The 19,204-nt window shown below is 64.5% G+C and carries 21 protein-coding genes and 1 tRNA gene; 11 read left to right on the plus strand and 11 right to left on the minus strand.

From position 1 onward, the window contains the following. Positions 1 to 51: 51 nt before the first annotated feature. Positions 52 to 2,739, plus strand: a complete 2,688-nt coding sequence (locus AB7Z56_RS18100) for a PAS domain S-box protein (RefSeq protein WP_283016825.1) — start codon at positions 52 to 54, stop codon at positions 2,737 to 2,739. Positions 2,740 to 2,747: 8 nt separating this feature from the next. Here the strand turns inward: AB7Z56_RS18100 and AB7Z56_RS18105 are convergent, their stop codons facing one another. Beyond that, a complete protein-coding gene (locus AB7Z56_RS18105; RefSeq protein WP_354124278.1) occupies positions 2,748 to 3,101 on the minus strand; it encodes a GrlR family regulatory protein in 354 nt (117 codons plus the stop codon). A 260-nt stretch (positions 3,102 to 3,361) separates the two neighbouring features. On the opposite strand from AB7Z56_RS18105, the gene AB7Z56_RS18110 reads away from it, so the two are divergent. After that, positions 3,362 to 3,856: a hypothetical protein gene (locus tag AB7Z56_RS18110; protein WP_085405488.1), complete on the plus strand. Its 495-nt coding sequence runs from the start codon at positions 3,362 to 3,364 to the stop codon at positions 3,854 to 3,856. Between the two features lie 50 nt (positions 3,857 to 3,906). Here the strand turns inward: AB7Z56_RS18110 and AB7Z56_RS18115 are convergent, their stop codons facing one another. Beyond that, positions 3,907 to 4,293: a VOC family protein gene (locus tag AB7Z56_RS18115; protein WP_085405489.1), complete on the minus strand. Its 387-nt coding sequence runs from the start codon at positions 4,291 to 4,293 to the stop codon at positions 3,907 to 3,909. Positions 4,294 to 4,474: 181 nt separating this feature from the next. Here AB7Z56_RS18115 and AB7Z56_RS18120 point away from each other — a divergent pair, with 181 nt between their 5' ends. From AB7Z56_RS18120 to AB7Z56_RS18130, 3 genes are all read left to right on the plus strand, one after another. Continuing rightward, complete coding sequence (locus AB7Z56_RS18120) at positions 4,475 to 5,047, plus strand: hypothetical protein (protein ID WP_354124280.1); 573 nt, start codon at positions 4,475 to 4,477, stop codon at positions 5,045 to 5,047. 162 nt (positions 5,048 to 5,209) lie between these two features. Next, positions 5,210 to 5,743 carry a hypothetical protein gene (locus tag AB7Z56_RS18125; protein ID WP_247301776.1) on the plus strand — a complete coding sequence of 178 codons (534 nt, stop codon included), beginning with the start codon at positions 5,210 to 5,212 and terminating at the stop codon, positions 5,741 to 5,743. Between the two features lie 151 nt (positions 5,744 to 5,894). Next, a tRNA-Arg gene (locus AB7Z56_RS18130) sits at positions 5,895 to 5,971 on the plus strand. Between the two features lie 50 nt (positions 5,972 to 6,021). Here the strand turns inward: AB7Z56_RS18130 and AB7Z56_RS18135 are convergent. From AB7Z56_RS18135 to AB7Z56_RS18150, 4 genes are all read right to left on the minus strand, one after another. Continuing rightward, positions 6,022 to 6,174, minus strand: coding sequence for a hypothetical protein (locus AB7Z56_RS18135; protein WP_014494567.1), 153 nt, complete (start codon positions 6,172 to 6,174; stop codon positions 6,022 to 6,024). A gap of 187 nt (positions 6,175 to 6,361) precedes the next feature. Then, the gene (locus AB7Z56_RS18140; protein ID WP_354124189.1) at positions 6,362 to 7,327 is read right to left on the minus strand and encodes an AraC family transcriptional regulator; all 966 of its coding nucleotides are present in this window, start codon (positions 7,325 to 7,327) and stop codon (positions 6,362 to 6,364) included. Positions 7,328 to 7,473: 146 nt separating this feature from the next. Then, positions 7,474 to 7,692, minus strand: coding sequence for a hypothetical protein (locus AB7Z56_RS18145; RefSeq protein WP_225048974.1), 219 nt, complete (start codon positions 7,690 to 7,692; stop codon positions 7,474 to 7,476). Between the two features lie 141 nt (positions 7,693 to 7,833). Then, positions 7,834 to 8,112: a hypothetical protein gene (locus AB7Z56_RS18150; protein WP_071912916.1), complete on the minus strand. Its 279-nt coding sequence runs from the start codon at positions 8,110 to 8,112 to the stop codon at positions 7,834 to 7,836. Positions 8,113 to 8,423: 311 nt separating this feature from the next. Here AB7Z56_RS18150 and AB7Z56_RS18155 point away from each other — a divergent pair, with 311 nt between their 5' ends. Then, positions 8,424 to 8,885, plus strand: coding sequence for a host attachment protein (locus tag AB7Z56_RS18155; protein ID WP_354124190.1), 462 nt, complete (start codon positions 8,424 to 8,426; stop codon positions 8,883 to 8,885). Between the two features lie 31 nt (positions 8,886 to 8,916). Here the strand turns inward: AB7Z56_RS18155 and AB7Z56_RS18160 are convergent, their stop codons facing one another. Further along, entirely contained in the window at positions 8,917 to 9,180 is a 264-nt protein-coding gene (locus tag AB7Z56_RS18160; RefSeq protein ID WP_063982649.1) for a hypothetical protein, read from the minus strand. 289 nt (positions 9,181 to 9,469) lie between these two features. Here AB7Z56_RS18160 and AB7Z56_RS18165 point away from each other — a divergent pair, with 289 nt between their 5' ends. The 3 genes from AB7Z56_RS18165 to AB7Z56_RS18175 all read left to right on the plus strand — a co-directional run bounded on the left by AB7Z56_RS18165 (position 9,470) and on the right by AB7Z56_RS18175 (position 11,734). Next, positions 9,470 to 9,919 carry a hypothetical protein gene (locus AB7Z56_RS18165; RefSeq protein WP_354124191.1) on the plus strand — a complete coding sequence of 150 codons (450 nt, stop codon included), beginning with the start codon at positions 9,470 to 9,472 and terminating at the stop codon, positions 9,917 to 9,919. Between the two features lie 98 nt (positions 9,920 to 10,017). Then, on the plus strand, positions 10,018 to 10,890 hold the full coding sequence (locus AB7Z56_RS18170; protein ID WP_085405495.1) for a DMT family transporter: 873 nt from the start codon (positions 10,018 to 10,020) through the stop codon (positions 10,888 to 10,890). A 97-nt stretch (positions 10,891 to 10,987) separates the two neighbouring features. Further along, entirely contained in the window at positions 10,988 to 11,734 is a 747-nt protein-coding gene (locus tag AB7Z56_RS18175; protein ID WP_354124193.1) for a hypothetical protein, read from the plus strand. Between the two features lie 56 nt (positions 11,735 to 11,790). Here the strand turns inward: AB7Z56_RS18175 and AB7Z56_RS18180 are convergent, their stop codons facing one another. Further along, entirely contained in the window at positions 11,791 to 12,111 is a 321-nt protein-coding gene (locus AB7Z56_RS18180; protein ID WP_354124194.1) for a histone, read from the minus strand. Between the two features lie 66 nt (positions 12,112 to 12,177). Beyond that, the gene (locus tag AB7Z56_RS18185; protein WP_441256828.1) at positions 12,178 to 13,569 is read right to left on the minus strand and encodes a cryptochrome/photolyase family protein; all 1,392 of its coding nucleotides are present in this window, start codon (positions 13,567 to 13,569) and stop codon (positions 12,178 to 12,180) included. Positions 13,570 to 13,738: 169 nt separating this feature from the next. Here AB7Z56_RS18185 and AB7Z56_RS18190 point away from each other — a divergent pair, with 169 nt between their 5' ends. Then, complete coding sequence (locus AB7Z56_RS18190; RefSeq protein WP_354124195.1) at positions 13,739 to 15,469, plus strand: methyl-accepting chemotaxis protein; 1,731 nt, start codon at positions 13,739 to 13,741, stop codon at positions 15,467 to 15,469. Between the two features lie 138 nt (positions 15,470 to 15,607). Here AB7Z56_RS18190 and AB7Z56_RS18195 read toward each other — a convergent pair whose 3' ends face one another. Further along, complete coding sequence (locus AB7Z56_RS18195) at positions 15,608 to 16,267, minus strand: peroxiredoxin (protein ID WP_014494579.1); 660 nt, start codon at positions 16,265 to 16,267, stop codon at positions 15,608 to 15,610. Between the two features lie 381 nt (positions 16,268 to 16,648). Here AB7Z56_RS18195 and AB7Z56_RS18200 point away from each other — a divergent pair, with 381 nt between their 5' ends. After that, positions 16,649 to 17,221 carry a hypothetical protein gene (locus tag AB7Z56_RS18200; protein ID WP_028154483.1) on the plus strand — a complete coding sequence of 191 codons (573 nt, stop codon included), beginning with the start codon at positions 16,649 to 16,651 and terminating at the stop codon, positions 17,219 to 17,221. An 87-nt stretch (positions 17,222 to 17,308) separates the two neighbouring features. Here the strand turns inward: AB7Z56_RS18200 and AB7Z56_RS18205 are convergent, their stop codons facing one another. Then, the gene (locus AB7Z56_RS18205; RefSeq protein WP_354124196.1) at positions 17,309 to 19,162 is read right to left on the minus strand and encodes an alkaline phosphatase family protein; all 1,854 of its coding nucleotides are present in this window, start codon (positions 19,160 to 19,162) and stop codon (positions 17,309 to 17,311) included. Positions 19,163 to 19,204 lie beyond the last annotated feature (42 nt).

Consider the following 19,204-nt stretch of genomic DNA (forward strand, 5'->3'; position numbering starts at 1 on the left):
CGCAAACCATCGTATATTGGGCCTCCAATAGCCCGGTCCTCAAAAGCCCCAATGTCCGCCGAATTGACGCCGACCCCTGAGAAAAAGCGAACATTCTCGCTCTCCATCGGCCAGCTCACCTTCGGCAGCTTCCTCCTGGTGCTGGCCGTGATCATCGTCACCTCGACCGCGAGCGTGATCGCGATCCGGCACATCGATACGACCTTCGCTGAGTTGCAGCGGCTCCAGAGCGTCGGCGACCTCGCCGAGGACATCGACCGCCGCATGAACGAGCTGCGGCTCGCCGCGCGCGATTTCGTCACCGATCCCGGCGCCGGCACCCAGTTCAAGCAGGTCGGCGAGGCGGCCTCGACGCTGAACGACATCCTGAGGAAGACCCGCATCGAGCTCGCGCCCGAGCAGCAGGACATGATCGACGGGGTCACGGAGCGCCTTGCGACCTATCGCAATGGCCTCGAGCGGATCTCGACCCTGATCGACCGCCGCGCCCAGCTGCTCGCCGGGCTGCCGCCGCTGCGCGACCGGTTCGACGTGGCCGTCGGAGCCGCGGCGGACCGCGAGCTCGCCTCCCGCCTGTCGGAATCGCAGAGCCGGATCGCACTCGGGCTGCTCGCGCGCAACCCGTCCGCCGCCGAGCAGGCCGCACAGGGGATGCGGGCGATGGACATCGCGGACGCCAGGCTGAAGACGGCCGTGAACGACTATGCCGAGGCCATCATCGCGGTGGCGGTCCGGGAGCGGCAGATCGCCGATATCGACCGCGAGGTGCTGGGCACCGAGGGCCGCCTGATCGGCCGCGTCACGGAACTGCTGCGCGAGGTCAGCGCCAGGCGCGGCCACGTGCTGTCGCGCGATTTCGCGCGTACGCTGACGGAGGCGCGGTGGCAGAGCATCGTGTTCGGCACCATCGGCGTCTTGATCGGCATTCTCGCGGCCGGCTTCGTGGTGCGGCGGACCGTCCGGCCGCTTGCGAAGATCGCGAGATCCATCCGCGCGCTCGCAGCGGGCGAGAAGGACACCTCGATCCCGTCGGCCGACCTCGATAACGAGATCGGCGACATCGCGCGCGCGGCCGAAGTGTTCCGCCGCGCGCTGGAGGAGGCCGACACGGCGCGCGAGGCGGCGGTGCGGGCGCTCACCGAGCAGCGCCTCGCCGAAGAAAGCTACCGCAAACTGTTCGAGGGCTCGGTCGACGGCATCTATGTCACGACGCCGGCCGGCGATCTGCTCAACGCCAATCCGGCGCTGGCGCGGATGATGGGCTATGACAGCCCGCAGCAGCTCATCGACAGCATCAACGACATCGCCCACACCATCTACGTCCACCCCGAGGCGCGCGCCGAATACCAGCGGCTGATGGCGCGCGACGGCATCGTGCGCGAGTTCGAGTACCAGGTACGCCAGCGCAGCGGCAACATCCTGTGGCTTTCCGACAGCGCCACGGGCGTGCGGGACGAGGCGGGCAACATCGTCCGCTACGAGGGCACGCTGCGCGACATCACCGACCAGAAGCGGGCGGAAGACGCGATCGCCGAAGGACGGCGCCTGCTCCAGCAGGTCATCGACACCGTGCCCGCGGTCATCAACGTCAAGGACCGCGAGCTGCGCTACGTGCTGATGAACCGCTACATGGCCGGCATCTTCGGCATCGAGCCCGCCGATGCGCTCGGCCGCACCACCGCGGATCTGATGTCGCGCTACGGTGCAGCCAAGACCGACGAGAACGACAAGCGGGTGCTCAGGCTTCGAAAAGGTCTCGGCTTCTACGAAGAGGAGTACAAGGATTCCTCCGGCAATATGCGGCAATGGCTGGTCAACAAGCTGCCGCTGCTCGATGCCGACGGCGAGATCGAGCGGATCGTCACCGTGGCGCTCGACATCGGCGAGCGCAAGCGCGGCGAGCAGGAGATGCGCAAAGCCAAGGAATCGGCCGAGACCGCGTTGCGAAACCTGCGCGAGACCCAGGCCTCGCTGATCGAGGCGGAGAAGCTCGCCGCGCTCGGACGGCTCGTCGCCGGCGTCGCCCACGAGGTCAACAATCCCGTCGGTATCAGCCTCACGGTCGCATCCGCGCTGGAGCGCAAGACCGCGATGTTCACCTCCGAAGTCGAGCGCGGCGAGCTCCGTCGCTCCACGCTCAACGACTTCCTCAACACCAGCCGCGATGCGTCCTCGCAGCTCGTCTCCAATCTGAACCGCGCGGCCGAACTGATCCAGTCGTTCAAGCAGGTCGCGGCCGACCGCAACTACTCGGACCAGCGCAGCTTCGATCTCGGCGACCTCACCGAGCAGGTGGTGATGAGCCTGCGGCCCGGCTTGCGCAAACACAATCTGACGCTCAACGTCGAGTGCCAGCCGAGCCTGACCATGAACAGCTATCCCGGCCCGTATGGCCAGGTGCTGACCAATCTGTTTCTCAATTCGGTGGCGCACGCCTTCCCGGACGGCCGGCCGGGGATCATCGACATCCAGGTGCGCGAGTCCGGCAAGGACAATGTCGAGATCATCTTCTCGGACAATGGCTGCGGCATGTCGCTCGACGTCCGCCGCCGCGCCTTCGATCCGTTCTTCACGACGCGGCGCGACCAGGGCGGCACCGGCCTCGGACTGCACATCGTCTACAGCATCGTCACCAATCGCCTCGGCGGGCGGCTCGATCTCGATTCCGAGCCGGGCGAGGGGACGCGCATCCAGATCATCCTGCCGCGTACCGCGCCGCTCGAGCAGGCTGCGGAATAGTCCCGCGCCTAATCAGCTTCCGCGAGCTTGTGCAGCGTGGCGCCGAAAATCAGGCTGGCCTTGCCGACGAGCGCTGTGCCCGTCATCTCCGCGCGGGTGTCCGTGTAAGTCCCGCTGACGCCGATGCCGACCGGGGCGGGGCCGCCGAACAGCGGATTGTCGTTGCCCCGCGGCGAGGTGTGCCGTTGCACCAGCACCTCGCCCTTGAAGGTGTGGTCGTCCTTCACGACGTAGCTGCCGGTGTAATAGAGGTACGCATCGCCGCCAAGGATCTTGCCGTCGCGAAAAAGAATCACGCCGCTGCCCTTACCGACTCGACCGTCGAGCAGGTTCACGTGAATCGAATAGAGGCCGTTCTTCATCACGTCCCACAGGCCGGCCGCCATCGCCCAACGGCGTAACCGGTAGAGCTTTTATGCCAAAGCGCGTTCCCGCGCGCAACGCGGCAGTTTGCCGGGCGGCGGTGCGATCTTGCCGCCGCCAGCCGTAGTTGTCCCGGCTTGTCTATGACACCGCCATGACGGTCTGATCATGACGCGAGGCCAGTCGTTGCGAATCAAGTTGGCCCGCGAAATGCATAACCATTGTTGCACTGGCCGCGGGGTGCTGGAGCAAGACAAACGTGAGCAACTGGATCGATTCCGGCGGCGATGAGCCGCGTCTGTACAGTGTGCGTCCCACGATTTGCGAAACACAACGGCCGACCGGTGGTGCGCCACGCTGGCGAAGCATGGTGAGCCTCACTTGCGCCTTGGCTCTGATCGCGCTCGCAGCCCCCTCGGGGCATGCACGCGACCGCGGCCAGTTCGTCAACACCAATGCCGAATTGAAGGCGTGGTTCGACGGCCTGCGCAGCGGCAAGGGGCCTTGCTGTTCCGATGCCGACGGCTCGGCGCTCTCGGACACTGACTGGGAGAGCAAGGACGGACATTATCGTGTCCGCATCCCGCGCCTGGGCCACGTGCTCGACGGCCAGCAGCAGGAGCTCGTCTGGGTTGATGTGCCCGAAGAGGCCGTCATCTCGGAGCCGAACCGGGTCGGGCGCACCATGGTGTGGCCGATCTACGGCTACATGGGCGTCGCCATCCGCTGCTTTATGCCCGGCAGCATGAGCTAGCCGGGCGACAGCACGCCCGGCCTCTCGTCGACCTCAGATGCGGCGCCGCGTTAGGTGTATTTCTTGTCGCGCTCGAGCAGCTCGATGGAGATGCCTTCCGGGCCGCGGATGAAGCAGATGCGCACGCCGGGCCGGATCGTGGTCGGCTCGCGCGTGAAGGTGACCCCCTTGGCCTTGATCTCGGCCGCGACGGCGTCGATGTCCTTCACGGTGAGACCGAGATGGTCGAGGCCCTGATGCGGGTGCGGCGGCGGCGGGTTGACGGCGTTGTCGCCCTCGAGTGATGCGATGAAGATCTTTGCGCCGCCGAGATTCACGTCGATCCGTCCCGGTGCGCGCACGATCTCGCCGCCGAGGATGTCCCGCAGCCAGGCCGCTGTGGCCTCCGGATCGGGACTGCGCAGATGGACGTGATCCCAAGTGACGACGACTGGCATTTCATGTTCTCCCAACGGGGTCTTCGATGTTGCAGCGCATGTTAGCGGCCCCGGCTGGTGATCGCCACCGTCCTTGCCGACTCGGCATGAGCGCGGGAACCTTAGTTCGTCTCCCGGATTAAGGTAAGCAGTGGCCGAGTCCGTCGTCGAACGAGCCCAGGCCGCGGTCGGTGATACAGCCATGAACGCCAGGTTTGATTGGATCGGGTGGGGACGTTTCGCCGGGAGCGGCGAGCGCCTGGCGCGAGCCGTGACGATCGCGAGCGTCTCGTTCGGGCGAAGCCTGCTCTGGCTACTGGCGGCGATCATCGTCGGCTGCGGGGTGTGGATGCTGCTGCCGCTCTCCAGGGGCAACAGCACCGAGCCGGTGAAGTCTGACGTGGCAACGGTCGAACCGGCACCTCCGGGCAGTACGGCGGCGGCGGTCTCGCCGATTGTCGAAGCCCAGGCTCCAGCAGCGGCAGAACTCGATCGCCTCAAAATCTCATCGCAGACCTGGCGCCGTGGCGGGCTCGGCTCGAAGGCGCTGGTGACGTTCACGCTGCGAAACGACAATGACTATGCCGTTAAGGATCTGGAGATCGTCTGCGCGTTCACGCGGCGCGATGGCAGTCATCTCACCGACCGCAGCCGCGTGCTTGCCGACACGGTAACGATGAAGAGCCGCAAGACCTTTGCCCGTATCCCTGTCGGCTTCATCAACGTTAACGCCGATCAGGCGAAGTGTTCGCTGGTCGCGGCACGGCGCGCGTAACGCCCGGCAGTTCCCGGTAGCGGAAAAGTTACTGTCCGCAGGCCTTGGCCAAAAAACTTGGCGTTGCCATTTGAACCAAGGGCCGGGTGCAGGAACCAATTAGAGGATCGCCGGTTTAAGGCGAAGAGCCCACGCGGGGATGCGGGGGGCGGAGCGTGGCCGATGCCCATTTTCAGGTACTTCGTTTTCGTCGGTGGAGCGTTGCTCGCACTGTTGTTCGCAGCGGATTACGTTCTGCCGTCGCAACCGGTCGCACGGGCCATTGTCACCGCAAGCAACGATCAGCCCTTGATCCGGATTCGGTCGGATCGCCATTTGCCTGAGCGTGTCGTGCTCGACACCAGCCAGCCGACGATTGCCGCACCCGCAGTGAAGACCGCCGCGGTCGTTGCGCCTCAGGCGCCGGTACAGGAGGCTGCTTCGCCGGAGCTGGCCGAGATGTCGGCCAAGGCGCGGGTGCGCGAGACCTTCGCCCAGTTTACGCCGGCCCCGAAGGCCAACGCCGCTGCGGCCAGGAAGACCGAGGCCAAGCCGCAAGTTCAGGCGCAGGCTCAGCTTCCCCAGGGGCAGACGCCTCAGATCCAGGCTCAGCCCAAGCGCAAGGTCGCCAGGGCGCATCCGGCTCCACAGCAGGGCCGGTCGATGATGCTGGTCGCGCAGCAGCCCCATTTCGGTCTCTTCAACACGACCTGGTAAGGGCGCCTCCGACCGTCTCGAAACGAGACGGAGAGGGCTTTTTATTGGTCAATCTCTCTGCTAATTCGAACCGATCCGAACGCCGTCCGGTGCTCTGGCTTGCCAGCAGCGGTCAGGCGCTTCTCGGTTGCGGCCCAATACCCGGGCCGGAGCGCTCGTAGCTCAGCTGGATAGAGCATCGGATTTCGATTCCGAGGGTCGGAGGTTCGAATCCTTCCGAGCGCGCCACTTGCAAAGCCGGAGCCTCGAGGCCCGGCCGGCTCAATCTTCGGGTCCCCTTACTTGCCCTGGATCTTCAGCCCATTGGGGCCGACATTGATCTGCAGGCCGTCGGGCTGTTTCTTCGCCTGGTAGAGGTTGTAGCCGAGCACGGCTGCCGTGACGACCAGAGCGCCGATGATCAGAAACAGGACGTTGCGGTTGATGGACATTCTCTTCCCTGAACCACTTGATTGACGGCGAGAAAAACCCCGCGCGTAGGCGCGCGGGGTTTCTCAGCGCGCCCCCGGGGCTGGCTGGCGGCGCACTGCTCGGACCTGACGACCTCGTTCGAGGGAACCTGTTCCATAGCCCCCCGACGCGTGGTCAAGGCAAGCCATCGGCGTCGCGCCTGTGATGTCAGCTTGCGGAACGGCAGGTGTGCCGGGCCCGTGCCAGCGTGTCGGAGGGCGCCTCGTGGAAGGTCGCGCGGTAGGCCGCGGCAAACTCGCCGAGGTGATGAAATCCCTGGGCGCGTGCGCACGTGGCGACCGTCGCGCCGCCGCCCTTCAGGAGCCGCGAGCGTGTGGCCCACAGCCGCTTCAGGCGGATGTATTGATGCAGGCTCATGCCGCGCACCTTGCTCACCGCGCCGCCGAGCGTTCGGACCGAAACGCCCAACTCGCCGGCGAGATTGGCCGTATAGATCGGAGCGGTCGGATAGGCCGCGACGTAATCGTCGATCTGTTGCACGAGCCTGGCTGATCGCGCGCCGGCATTCGGGGCGGTGCGATCAGACAACGGGTCGATTTGAAACAAATCGTCGAAGGCGAGCAGCAGACCCTCCTGGAGATGCGCGGCGACCTCTGTGGTTTCGAACATGTGCGGCTCTACGGACGCGGTCCGCAGGATGTCGAGAACAAGCTGACGCGCGTAGAGATGCGCCACGGGGTCCGCGATGCGAACCCACAATGCATCGGCGCGATCGAACCAGCCGCGATCCCTGAGCGCGGGGGAGAACATGATCAGCGCGTGGTAATTGGTCTGATGCTCGACGAAATGACAATGATGATTGCCGCGCAAGGCGATGAAAAAGCGCGAGTCGAGTTCGATCCCACTCGAGCTGGCGCGCAGATCGTCGGTCATCGGCAGGATCACCATGCCGCCCGGTGCGCGATAGGCGGTATCGAGAATCCGCGCAAACGACCTCGCCACGATGAGCCGGCACCCCGGCAGGTTCACGATCGCACGCGCCGCAGCGAAGTTGGCGACGTCGAGCGGAATGCTGCGGGCGTCTTCCATCGACTCGGCCGGCCGAAACGCGTCGACATCGGAAAACCGGATCAACTGGAGCGCGGATGAGGGGGCGAGAGCGTCGAAGAACATGCTTCTGGCCGAATGCTGAAATGTGACAATTAAATGAAAATCGATACATCGCAATCAATGGCGAAACAGGATGATTCAGTAAACCGGATTCCGGGCCGTAGTATTGCGGACATCATGCCACGCGGCGCGGCGGGTCGATGTCACCGTCAACGGTCCCGGTTCATCGGTTGGCCTGAGGCGAGGTCGATGAAATGGAGACGCGTGCAGGCGGGACAGGCGAAGGACTCGAAGCTCCGCCCCTCGAGCCGCCGCCCCTCAAGCCTCCGCTCGTCAAGGCTCCGCTCGTCAGGCCTTGGCTGCCTCTCGAGATGCGTCTGCACATTCATGCCCGTCTGAGGGCATCGGAAAACAATGAAATCCGCCATCGACGCAGAATGACGGCACATCGAATTTCATCTTTGATCTAGATCAGTTTTGGAATCGCTCCACGCAAGCCGCGAGCACGCGAATGGACACAACGCGCGATCTCGCAAAAGCGAAGGGGCCCGAGAGGGCCCCTTTGGAAATCACCAGCGGCGATAGCGTGGTCCGTAATAGCGAGGCCCATAGGCGCGCGGCCCATACCCATAATATCGGGGCCCGTAATACGGCCGCGGGCCGTAATACCCATCATAGTTCGGGCGCCAGAAACAGCGTCCCCAGGCGTCGCAGACCATGCGGACCTGCTCGACGTCGGAGACCTGCGGCGTCGCAGGTGCGGGCGCGATGGGCATGGCGGACGCCGCCGGTGATGCCATGATGGCACCGAACAGGGATGCGGCGACGAGGCCAGTCTTGAGATTCATGATGTCTTCCTCTGCTTACGCAATACAGGATATCGAAGTTGTTCTGATCAAATTGTGGCGGAACCGAAATGTAATGCTGATGAACAAATCTTCAGCAAAGCTCGCCGCAGACCTGACCTTTCGCTTCGCAAGACTATCCCAGGTTCGCGCGCGTGACCAATGCTGCGCTTGCACTGGCGCTGCCTGGCAGGACATTGCGTTCATCTTTGATCCTGCGCAATTCGCCGGCACGACTTCATCCCTAGTCTTGCCGTAGCCAGCGCTTTGAGGAATTCGAAGAGCAGGCTCGCGAGATTGCCTGGAGCTGTGCAATGGACAAGATGAGACTAGACAAGGGTGACTGGCTGATCGTGTGCGACGGGCGCAAGGCGCTCATTCTGGAAAACCTCGGCGACGAGATGTTTCCGAACCTCCACACCCGGGAGGTGCACGAGCAGCCCAATCCCTCGACCGGTGCGCAAGGGACCGATGCGCCGGGCCGGCTGAACGCCGCCGTCAGCGGCGCGCGCAGCTCGGTCGAGCAGACCGATTGGCACGATGAGGCCGAGCGGGCCTTCCTGCGGAGCCTGGCCGGCCGGCTCGATGCCGCCGTCAGCGCGGGCGAGACCTCGGCCCTGACCATGGTGGCCTCACCACGCGCGCTCGGGATGATCCGCGCCGATTATTCGGTCGTGGTGCGCAAGGCGCTTCAGTGCGAGGTCGGCAAGGACCTCGTCAAGCTGCCGGTCTACGAGATCGAGAAGCAATTGCTGCTGTCGGGCACCGCCAAATAGCGGCCCCCCGCAGAGGACGCGCCAGCGCCCCTCAGAAGCAGGGGTGCCGGCGGCCGTCCTGGCCGATATAGGTGGCCGAGCTCTGGTAGCAGCGGTTGTTCGACGGGCCGTCGTAGAAGGCGAAGGTGCCGGGGGTAACGCCGGGCCCGTAATTGTGCAGATAGCTGATCGGGTAGGGCAGCGGGTTGGTGTAGTGGCGGTGGTACCGGTGGTGTCCACGCGCCTCCGCAAGGCTGGGGGCGAGGATTGCGGCCGACAGGGCAGCAACCGCGGCTACAAGCTTCAACGTGCTCATCTCGATTCTCCGGAACCCGCGCGAATAGGTCAGGTGTTTATAGCCATTTCGAGCCGCTGGGACACCCGTCCGGCACCCCGAAATCGGGGCCAAACCCGCAGATTCCCGGGTGGGTGTGACAGAATTGCCGAAGCGGGTCCAAGGCTGCCCATTTTTGGCCTTTTCGGGATGCTTAACGAATTCCCCACACAAGTATGGCCAAAGAGAATTCGCTTAAGAATCCTGTCGCCGGCCCTTTGGGGGTCCTTCGAGGCCGGTTCATTCCTGAAGGCTTTCGCCGTCACGCACCATGCGCATCACGCTTTTGAGCCTGCTGTTGCTCTCCGTCGCCGCCGCCGCCACGCCGGCGCGCGCCGAGCTGCACATCACCCGTGACCACGGCGGCTACGTCGAGGAGTACAAGGCCAAGTACAAGCGCGTCCGCGAGAAGGGCGAGCGCGTCATCATCGACGGCATCTGCAACTCGGCCTGCACCCTGGTGCTCGGCATGGTGCCGATGAACAAGATCTGCGTGACGCCGCGCGCCAGCCTCGGCTTCCACCAGGCCTATTACGACAAGGCCTTCACCTTCGGCATCAAGGTCACCAGCGCGGAGGGGACGTCCGACCTGATGTCCTATTACCCCAACACGGTGAAGGACTGGATCCGCCGCAATGGCGGGCTCACCACCGACATGAAGAAGATCAAGAACGGTGTCGAGCTCTGGAAGATCATCGACCCCTGTCCGGAAGAATGGTGAGCAGCTGAGCTGCGCTCCCGCTGTCCGTCGCAGCGCAGCATCGCTCGTTCGGAAATTCGCATTGCCGCACGGGCCCCGGTCGGGCAATGAGGGCGGCAATGAACCATAATCAAGAAGCCCTGACCGCCCGCGCCGCACCGATCCTGTTCGTCGTGCTCTGGAGCACCGGATTCATCGGCACCAAATACATCATCAACAACGCCGATCCCTTGACCTATCTCGCCATTCGCATGGCGATCGTGGTCGGCCTGATGGCGATCATCGTGGCGATCGCGCGACCGAAATGGCCGGACCGTGTCGACGTCGCGCATAGCGCTGTTGCCGGCATTCTCGTCCACGGCTTCTATCTCGGCGGCACGGCCATTGCGATTGCGCATTCGATCCCGGCCGGACTCTCGGCGTTGATTCCGGGCCTTCAACCGATCCTGACCTCGACCATCGCCAACCGCTGGCTCGGCGAACGCGTGACGCCGGTGCAATGGGCGGGGCTGGTGCTTGGCCTCGGCGGTGTAGCGCTGATCCTGCACGGCCGTCCGATGACCGGCGAGGCGGGGCTCGGCTGGCTCGCCTCGGTGGTGTCGTTGATCAGCATCACGCTCGGCACGCTCTATCAGCGCCGCTACTGCAACCACATCGACTGGCGCGCCGGCAATCTCGTCCAATATATCGCCGTCACCGTCTTCTTCACGGTCGGCGCCTTCCTGTTCGAGGACCGCGTGGTGCACTGGACGCGGGAGTTCGTGCTCGCGCTTGCCTGGCTCGCCGTGGCGCTCTCGATCGGATCGATCGGGCTGTTGTACTGGCTGATCCGCCACGCTGCCGCGACCTCGGTTGCGAGCCTGTTCTACCTGGTGCCCGCCGTCACGGCGCTGATGGCCTATCTGCTGTTCGGGGAGAAGCTCGATGCGCTGGCGATTGCCGGCATGGCGATGTGCGCGGCGGCGGTGTTCGTGGTCAACCGGCGTTTCTAGGCAGGCAGGCCAGTACGTCGGAATACATCCCTGACGTGCGGCGCGCGCTCGTGCTAGGCTGGACTGATTTCAGCTTCCCTTTGGCAAGGTGATTTCCATGAGAAAAGCACGGCGTGCACTGCTCGGCAGGTCCTTGAGGCCGGTCCGGATTGCCTGCATCAACTACGCCGAGGAGATGATGAGCGAGCGGATGATGGGGAGGCTCACGGCGGCGCTCCAGAAATGCTACGACGAGCATTTCCTGCCGGTCTGGGGCTATCCCATCGATCTCGACGTCACCCGCAACCCGAAGCCGACGGACTGGCAGCTGCTCTATTTTGACGACGCCACCCACAAGAACTTCCTCGGGCGGCACGAGCTGACGCACCGCGGCCAGCCGATCTCAAAGATCTTTCTGAAGGCACTCGGCGAGGACGATCCCGTCAGCCTGGCGGCCTCGCACGAACTGTTCGAGATGGTGCTCGATCCCATGGCCAATCTGTGGGCCGACAAGACCCGGCACACCCAATATGCCTACGAGGTCTGCGACGCCGTGGAAGAGGAGTCTTTTCTCGTCAACGGCTTTCCGATGTCGAACTTCGTCTATCCGTCCTGGTTCGAACCGTTCGAGCATCCCCGCGGCACCAAGTTCGACCATATGGGGTCGCTCAAGGCGCCGTTCTCGATGACGGAAGGCGGCTATGTCATCAAGAAGGTCAACGGCCGGAAGGTGATCAAGCAGTTCGGCTCATCCGAGAAGCGGAGGCGCTTCGCCAAGGAGGACCGGCGCGGCCATCGCAGCGAATTTCGTGATCCGCAAGGCGAGCATCACCCGGGCCGGCGCGCCGCCAAGCGGCGAGGGTAGGGGCGGGAGAAGTCTCCGGGCGCGCCCGTACCCGGAGACCTGCTCGAGCGCTGCGATCAGCGCTTGGCCTTCTTTTTCGACTTGGCTGCCTTCTTCGCGGACTTCCTGGTGGCCTTCTTTGCAGCCTTCTTGGCCGCTTTCTTCGACGACTTCTTTGCAGCTTTCTTCGAAGCTTTCTTCGCAGATTTCTTGGATGCCTTCTTGGTCGCCTTCTTGGCTTTCTTCTTGGAAGCCTGCTTCGGCGCTACTTTCTTCGCGACCTTCTTGGCGGCTTTCCTGACCTTCTTGACGGCGGTGACTGCGGCTTCGCTGGTTGCTTCCAGGGCGGTGGTGATCGTGTCCAGCGCCTGTTCGGTGATCGGCTTCTCGTCGTCCATATCGTCCCCCACGGTTTGTATGGAGCGATGACGATAGCGGGTTTCAAAATCGAGTCAAAGCAGCGCTCAACCTTTGCGGATCTTTGCGTAGGCGGCGAGCGCGCGCTCGCGCCCCTTCGCGTGATCGACGATCGGCTGCGGATAGGTCTTGCCGAGCGTGACGCCCGCGCTCGCAAGCTCGATTGGTGATGCCTGCCAGGGCTGGTGGATCAGCTTGGCCGGCACGTCTTTCAGCTCGGGCACCCAGCGCCGGACATAGACTCCATCAGGGTCGAACTTCTCGCCCTGGAGAGTTGGATTGAACACGCGGAAATAGGGTGCGGCGTCGGCGCCGCAGCCGGCGACCCATTGCCAGTTGGCGGGATTGCTGCCGGCATCCGCATCGACCAGCGTGTCCCAGAACCAGCTCTCGCCGTCGCGCCAGTCGATCAGGAGATGCTTGACCAGGAAGGACGCCACCACCATCCGCACCCGGTTGTGCATCACGCCGGTGTGCCAGAGCTCGCGCAGGCCGGCATCGACGATGGGATAGCCGGTGCGTCCGCGCTGCCAGGCGGCGAGCGCTTTCTTGTCTCCGTTCCAGGGAAAGCCATCGAAATTCGTTTGCAGGTTTTCGGTGGCAAGGCTCGGGTGATCGTGGAGGAGGTGGCGGCAGAATTCGCGCCAGCCGAGCTCGCTCAGGAACTTTTCGACGCCGGGCCCGATCGCGGGATTCTCCGCTGCTGCAAAGCGCGCGGCGTGCCAGACTTGGCGCGGGCTGAGCTCGCCGAACCTCAAATGAGGCGACAGGCTTGAAGTCCCCTCGCGATCCGGACGGTCGCGATCGCCGACATAGATGTGCGCGGCGTGCTTGAGGAAGTCGCGGAGGCGTACGCGGGCCGAGGCTTCTCCCGGCGTCCAGGTCTGGCGCAGGCCGCCAGCCCAGTCGGGCTTTGTCGGCTCGAGCGTCCAGCTCTCCAGCGCGTCGCTGGCGAGCTGCGGCGCAGGGCGTAGCTCCCGCGGTGCGGGCAGAGGCTTGGGCGGATCGCCCAGCGACAGCACCCGCCGCCAGAACGGCGTGAAGACGCGAAGGCCGCGGCCCTCCTTGTTGCGGATCGCCGAGGGTGACACCAGCAAGTCGCCAGGGAAGCTCTGCGAGTCCACGCCGAGCTTTGCCAGCGCCGCTTCGAGCTGTTTCCCGACGGCCTGATGTGGCGCCTGCGCGACCCCGTTCCAGTAGACCATTGCGGCTCCGCTCTCCCGCGCCACCTCGGGGATCACCTTGGCCGCCGGCCCCTTGCGCAGGATCAGCGATCCGCCGCGCGTGGCGATCTCGGCGCCGAGCGCCCGCAGCGACTGTGCCAGCCACCAGCGCGTCGCACCGCCCGGCGGCCGTCCGGCCATCTCATCCATCACATAGAGGCAGATCACTGGCGCGCCTGTCTTCGCGGCGGCATGGAGGGCGGGATGGTCGGACAGGCGGAGGTCATCGCGGAACCAGACGATGACAGGCGGCGCGCTTGGCGTGGTCAGGGCGGGCCTCGTTTACAATTTGGCAAGCATGCCGCGTGCGGCGGTGTGAACCGTCGTTAATTCGGTCGTAAGCCGATTGCATGAATATGCAAGAATTCCGGGGGTAGTTCCATTCATGTCCAACCGTGCGACGGCAAAGTTCTTGCCGCAATTCAAGCTGGGTACCAAGGCCGTCCTGTGCGCCGTGCTGCTGATCGCCGTGAACACGGCGCTCGTGGTCGGCGCCGGATACTGGTCGCTCACCTCCGCCTTCAACGATCGTGCGCTGCGCGACATCGAGGTCAATTTGCGCACGCTGGCCCTGGCTTTTGCCGAGGTCGTTCCCGACGCGAAGATCACGATGCGGGATGGCGGGGTGGCGCGCGCCGAGATTCCCAAAATGCCGGAGTTCAGGGATCACGCCATCGTCGATCGTGCGGTGTCCTATGTCGGCGGCAACGCGACCCTGTTCGTGTTCGATGATGCGAGCGGGCAGTTCGTCCGCCGCTCGACCAACGTGAAGAAGGAGAACGGCGACCGGGCTGTCGGGACCCAGCTTGCCGCCGATCATCCCGGGCAGGCCGTCCTGCGCCGCGGCGAGGCGTACAAGGGCCCGGCCACGCTGTTCGGCAAAACCTTCATGACCGCCTATTTCCCGGTCGCGGATGCCACCGGCAAGGTCGTCGGCATTCTCTATGTCGGCATCCCCATGGCGCAGTTCGAGAGCATGCTGACCCAGGCCATCGAGAGCATGGCGATCGCGGCCGGTATCGCCGCGCTCCTGGTCCTGGTCCTCACCTTGCTGGTCGTCCGCCGTATCACCAAGCCGCTCACCTCGGTCACGCGCTCGCTGACGGCGCTCGCCGAAGGCAAGAGCGACGTCGAGATCGATTGCGAGGATCGCGCCGACGAGATCGGCGAGATCGCCCGCACGGTCGCCGTCTTCAAGAGCAACTCGCTGGAGCGGGCGCGCCTGCGCAGCGAGCAGACCGCGGCCACGGCTGCCGCGGCAGAGCAGCGCAAGGCGGAGCTGCGCAATTTCGTCGAGCAGTTCCGCGGCAGCGTCGGCGGCATCCTCGACAAGGTGCTGAGCTCCTCCGGTGAGTTCGAGCGGGTGGCGCGGCAACTCACCGACACCGCACGCTCCACCGCCGATCTGTCGGCGCAGTCGGCCGGCGCATCCGAGAACGCCTCCGAGCACGTGCGCACGGCGGCCTCGGCCTCCGACGAATTGTCCCAGTCGATCTCCGAGATCACCCGCCGGGTGCAGGAATCGAACGAGATCTCCGCCGAGGCGGTACGGCAGGCCGAAGCCACCGACCAGCGCATGGCGCAGCTCTCGGAGGCGGGCGCGCGCATCGGCGACGTCGTCAAGCTGATCACCTCGATCGCCGAGCAGACCAATCTTCTGGCGCTGAACGCCACCATCGAGGCCGCGCGTGCCGGGGACGCCGGTCGCGGCTTCGCGGTGGTGGCCCAGGAGGTCAAGACGCTCGCCGGCCAGACCGCCAAGGCGACAGACGAGATCTCGAACCAGATCGCCAGCATGCAGCTTGCAACGGAGGAATCGGTCACCGCCATCAAGGCGATCGGCCAGACCATCGAGCGCATCAGCGGCATCGCGGGCTCGATCTCGGCCGCCGTCGAGCAGCAGAGGAGTGCCACCCACAACATCGCGGCCAGCGTTCGCGCTGCGGCCTCCGGTACTGCCGATGTCGCGGTCAATGTCCGTCATGCAGCCAAGGGCGCGAGCGAGACGGGGGAGACCTCGAGCCGGATGTTTGCCTCTGCCCAGGCACTGTCAGGCGAGAGCCTGCATCTGAAAGCCGAGGTCGACAGCTTCCTCGACCGCGTGCACGCGGCCTGATCCAACTCGGTCATTTCCGGGGCGGTCCGAAGGACCGAACCCTGGTACGCATTGCGCACCAGGGAATCTCTAGATCCCGGGTTCTGACGCATCGCCCCGGGATGACTTTTTGCGGTCGCTATCCGCGATCGCCAAAAGTCACTTCGGCTGCGGCACGATGCGGATGTAGGGCTTCGGTTCCTTCCAGCCCTGCGGATAGATCGTCTTCGCCTCGTCGTTGGAAACCGAGCCGGCGATGATGACGTCCTCGCCCTGCGTCCAGTCGGCCGGCGTGGCGACGCGATGCTTCGCCGTCAGCTGAAGCGAGTCGATGACGCGCAGGATCTCCTGAAAATTCCGGCCTGTGGTCATCGGATAGACCAGCACCAGCTTGATCTTCTTGTCCGGCCCGATGATGAAGACGTTGCGGACGGTCTGGTTGTCGGCCGGCGTGCGGGTGAGGGGATCGCCCGAGGTCGAGGCCGGCAACATCTCGTAGAGCTTCGACACGTTGAAGTCGGTGTCGCCGATCATCGGGTAGTTGGGGGCGGCGCCTTGCGTCTCCTTGATGTCCTCCGACCATTTGGAATGGCGGTCGACCGGATCGACCGAGAGGCCCATCAGCTTGACGCCACGCTTGTCGAATTCCGGCTTCAGCTTGGCAAGCGCGCCGAGCTCGGTCGTACAAACCGGCGTGAAGTCCTTGGGGTGGGAGAACAGGAGAGCCCAGCTATTGCCAATCCAGTCGTGGAACTTGATCTTCCCTTCGGTGGTCTCGGCTTCGAAGTCGGGCGCGGTGGTGCCGATCGGGAGTGTCATGGTTCTACCTCATCTCATTGAATTTACTTGGTAATTTATCTTCGGCCGTCGCGGTCAGTATAGGGTCTTCGCGGCCCTAAGTGAACCGCTTCAAGTAAAATGTGAATTTCTTCTCTGAAGGGCCGATTTCCTAGCACCTTTCTGTTACAGCCGCGCCTGCGACGAAACATCTCGACCGGAGCCGTACGGTCTCGATTGCCCCCATAAAGCCTTTTATGACCCGCATCACGCTCGCCCCGACGCCTCCGGAACCGAAATGGTCCTCGTAGCGACTAATCGGCAACCATTGAGAAAAGTCGCGATCCCCATATCGAATCATTAACCACCCCTTTACGCCCGCATGAAAATGCTGGTCGATCAGAAGAAATCTGGAAGTGAACTATGTCTGCCGCTGCGCATAAGTCTGTTGAGTCGCCGTCCCTCGAACCGTCCTGCCGCGATACCGCGGCTCATGCATTGACCGTCGTGCGCGACGGCGTGATCACGGGCGAAGGCCCGACCACCAAGGGCCGGGTCCACTTTTCCCGCTCGCTCGATGCCGATGACACCGCCTGGTGCGCGCGCATCCTGACCGCCACGGCCGTCAACGACCAGCCGGTCAGCCGCGCCGAAGCCGAGGCGCTGTTCGAGATCAATGAAGCCGCAACCGAGCGCACCGATGGCGGCCGGTTCGACGACCTGCTCGCCAAGGCCGTTGCCCATTACGCCGCCAGCGCCTCGGGCCTGAAGGTGCCGCCGCGCAGCGTCGCGCTGTCGGCAGAGTCCGAGATCGAGAGCTGGGCGCCGTCCTACGCCGCCAAGGTCAACAGCGAGATGCTGGAGTGGATCGCCGGACAGATGCGCGGCAAGCGCCAGAACAACCGTCGCCTGATGGCGATGGTGGCGACCTTCCTGGGCGCCACTGCGCTGCCTTTGGCGGGCCAATTGCCGAACGTATTCGACATCGGCATGTAAAAGATCTGGGCATGTAAAAGATCTGGGAATGTAAGAGTTAGACGAGACTGTCGCGCCCCTTGCGAGGCGCGACAGACAACGGCGGGGTTATTTCCCCGCCGTTTTTTGTTTGCCGGCGTCCGGCTCGAGCCCGAGCGTGCGGCCCGGGAAACCGGCGGCGTCGAAATAGCGCTGGCTGCCGACGCGCTGGAAGTTCAGCACGGTCGCCAGACCGCCCTCTGCGGGCTTGGACTTCAGCGTGCCGGTATAGGCCTTCGGCACGATGCCGTTGGGCAGGGCCTCCGACATCACGCGGCCGACAAGGCCGCCGTTCTGCGGGCCGCGCAGGCCCATGAGCTGGGCGGCCGTCATGCCGACGTCGGCATTGCTGACCGGGATCTGGCTGACATAGCCCGCTTTGAAGTCCGGACCGATCGCGGCCATGAAGTTCATGGTGTCGCCGCGGCTGAAGCTGCCATGCATGCCCTGGCCCTGGCGCAGCACGGTGTCGGCGACCTGCACCGAGCAGTTGGTCGGCGCCTCACCGCAATCGCTGGCATAGGAGCGGAAATTGACGACGATCGCCGGCGTTGGCGTCGCCGACTTGCCGCGCAGATTGATGCTCGACAGCGGCAGGGTACCGGGGATGCGGCCGAGCGAGTCGTCCACGAACAGGCCGGAGACGTAATCCTGCTCGAGCAGCGCCTTGACGGTCTTGACCGCCAGCTTCTTGTCCTTGTTCGGCAGGTAGATCAGGTCCGAGCCGCCATTGGTGGCGATGACGAGGTCAGGCTTGGTCGGATCCTTGCCGAGCACGCCGTTGCCGGCCTTCGGATGGGCGTTGCCGGTGACGGCGGCGTTCTTGTCGTTGGGGTCGAACAGCGGCAGGTCGAGCGCCTTGGCGAGGTCGATCGCCAAAAAGCCCATCGGCAAAAAGTCCTTCGGCGTGTCGTCATAGCTGACCTTGGCCGAGGGGCTGGTCTTGCTCTCCTTGGAGATGGTCGAGAAGCCGTGGTCGGCCTGGATCATGATGTTGGTATTCGCGGCCAGCCCGAGCTCGTCGAGCGCCTTGCGGAGCTGGGCGAGGTTGTTGTCGGCGTTCTTGATGCTCGCCATCGTGCTCGGGCCGTTGATGCCCGGCTTGATCTGGTTGAGGCTGTCGCCCTGGTTGTGCTGGGTGCCGTCAGGGTCGCGCGACCAGAACACCAGCACGAACGGCTTGTTGCGCGCCTTGAACATCGGCAGCACGGCCTTGGCGGCGACGTCGGCGAAATAAGCCTGCTGCGCGACGTTGGCGACGACGGTGCCGGGCGTCTTGGCATCGCCCGCCTTGGAATTGTCGCCGCGCGGTGGCGTGGCGAGGGGCAGGCCGGCCTTGGTCAGCGCGTCCTTCATCTCGTCAGACAGCGCCACGCCGTTCTTGCCGCCGGTGGCGTCGTCGAACACGACCGAATGCAGGCCGGCCTTTTCGGGCTTGTCAGTGTGGTCGAACTGGTAGGTCGGACCGACCTTGCCGATCGCGGCCGTGCTGAAGCCCTTGTCGCGGGCCATCTTCAGAATCGTCTCCTCGTTGAGATAGTCGCCCTTGAAATGCTCGTCGATGTCGCCGAGCACGGCGTCGTTCTCGATGAAGGGGACCACGGTGTCGCCGGCAGGGACGGACGTATAGTTGGTCCAGATCGTGTTGGAGAACACGCCGGTGTCGCCGAGATAGTGACCGGTCGACATCGCCGAGCCGTTGGCCATGGTGAAGGTCGGGAAGAGCGAATGCGGGTTCTTGAAATTGACGCCCTTGTCACGGACCTCGGCCATCGCCGGCGCGGTCTCAGGCGTCACCTTCAGCGCGCGCAGACCATCGGGGATGAAGAGGATCAGGTTGCGGGGCGTGTTGTTCTGGGCGGAGGCAAGTCCGGTGGACAAGACTGTCAGCCCGGCGGACAGCAACACCAGTGAACGGCGCATCGAAATCTCCTGCGGTGAGGCGGCAATGGCCGCGACCGCGGC

The sequence above is a fragment of the Bradyrhizobium sp. 482_C4_N1_8 genome (assembly GCF_052075965.1).
GTDB lineage: Bacteria > Pseudomonadota > Alphaproteobacteria > Rhizobiales > Xanthobacteraceae > Bradyrhizobium > Bradyrhizobium barranii.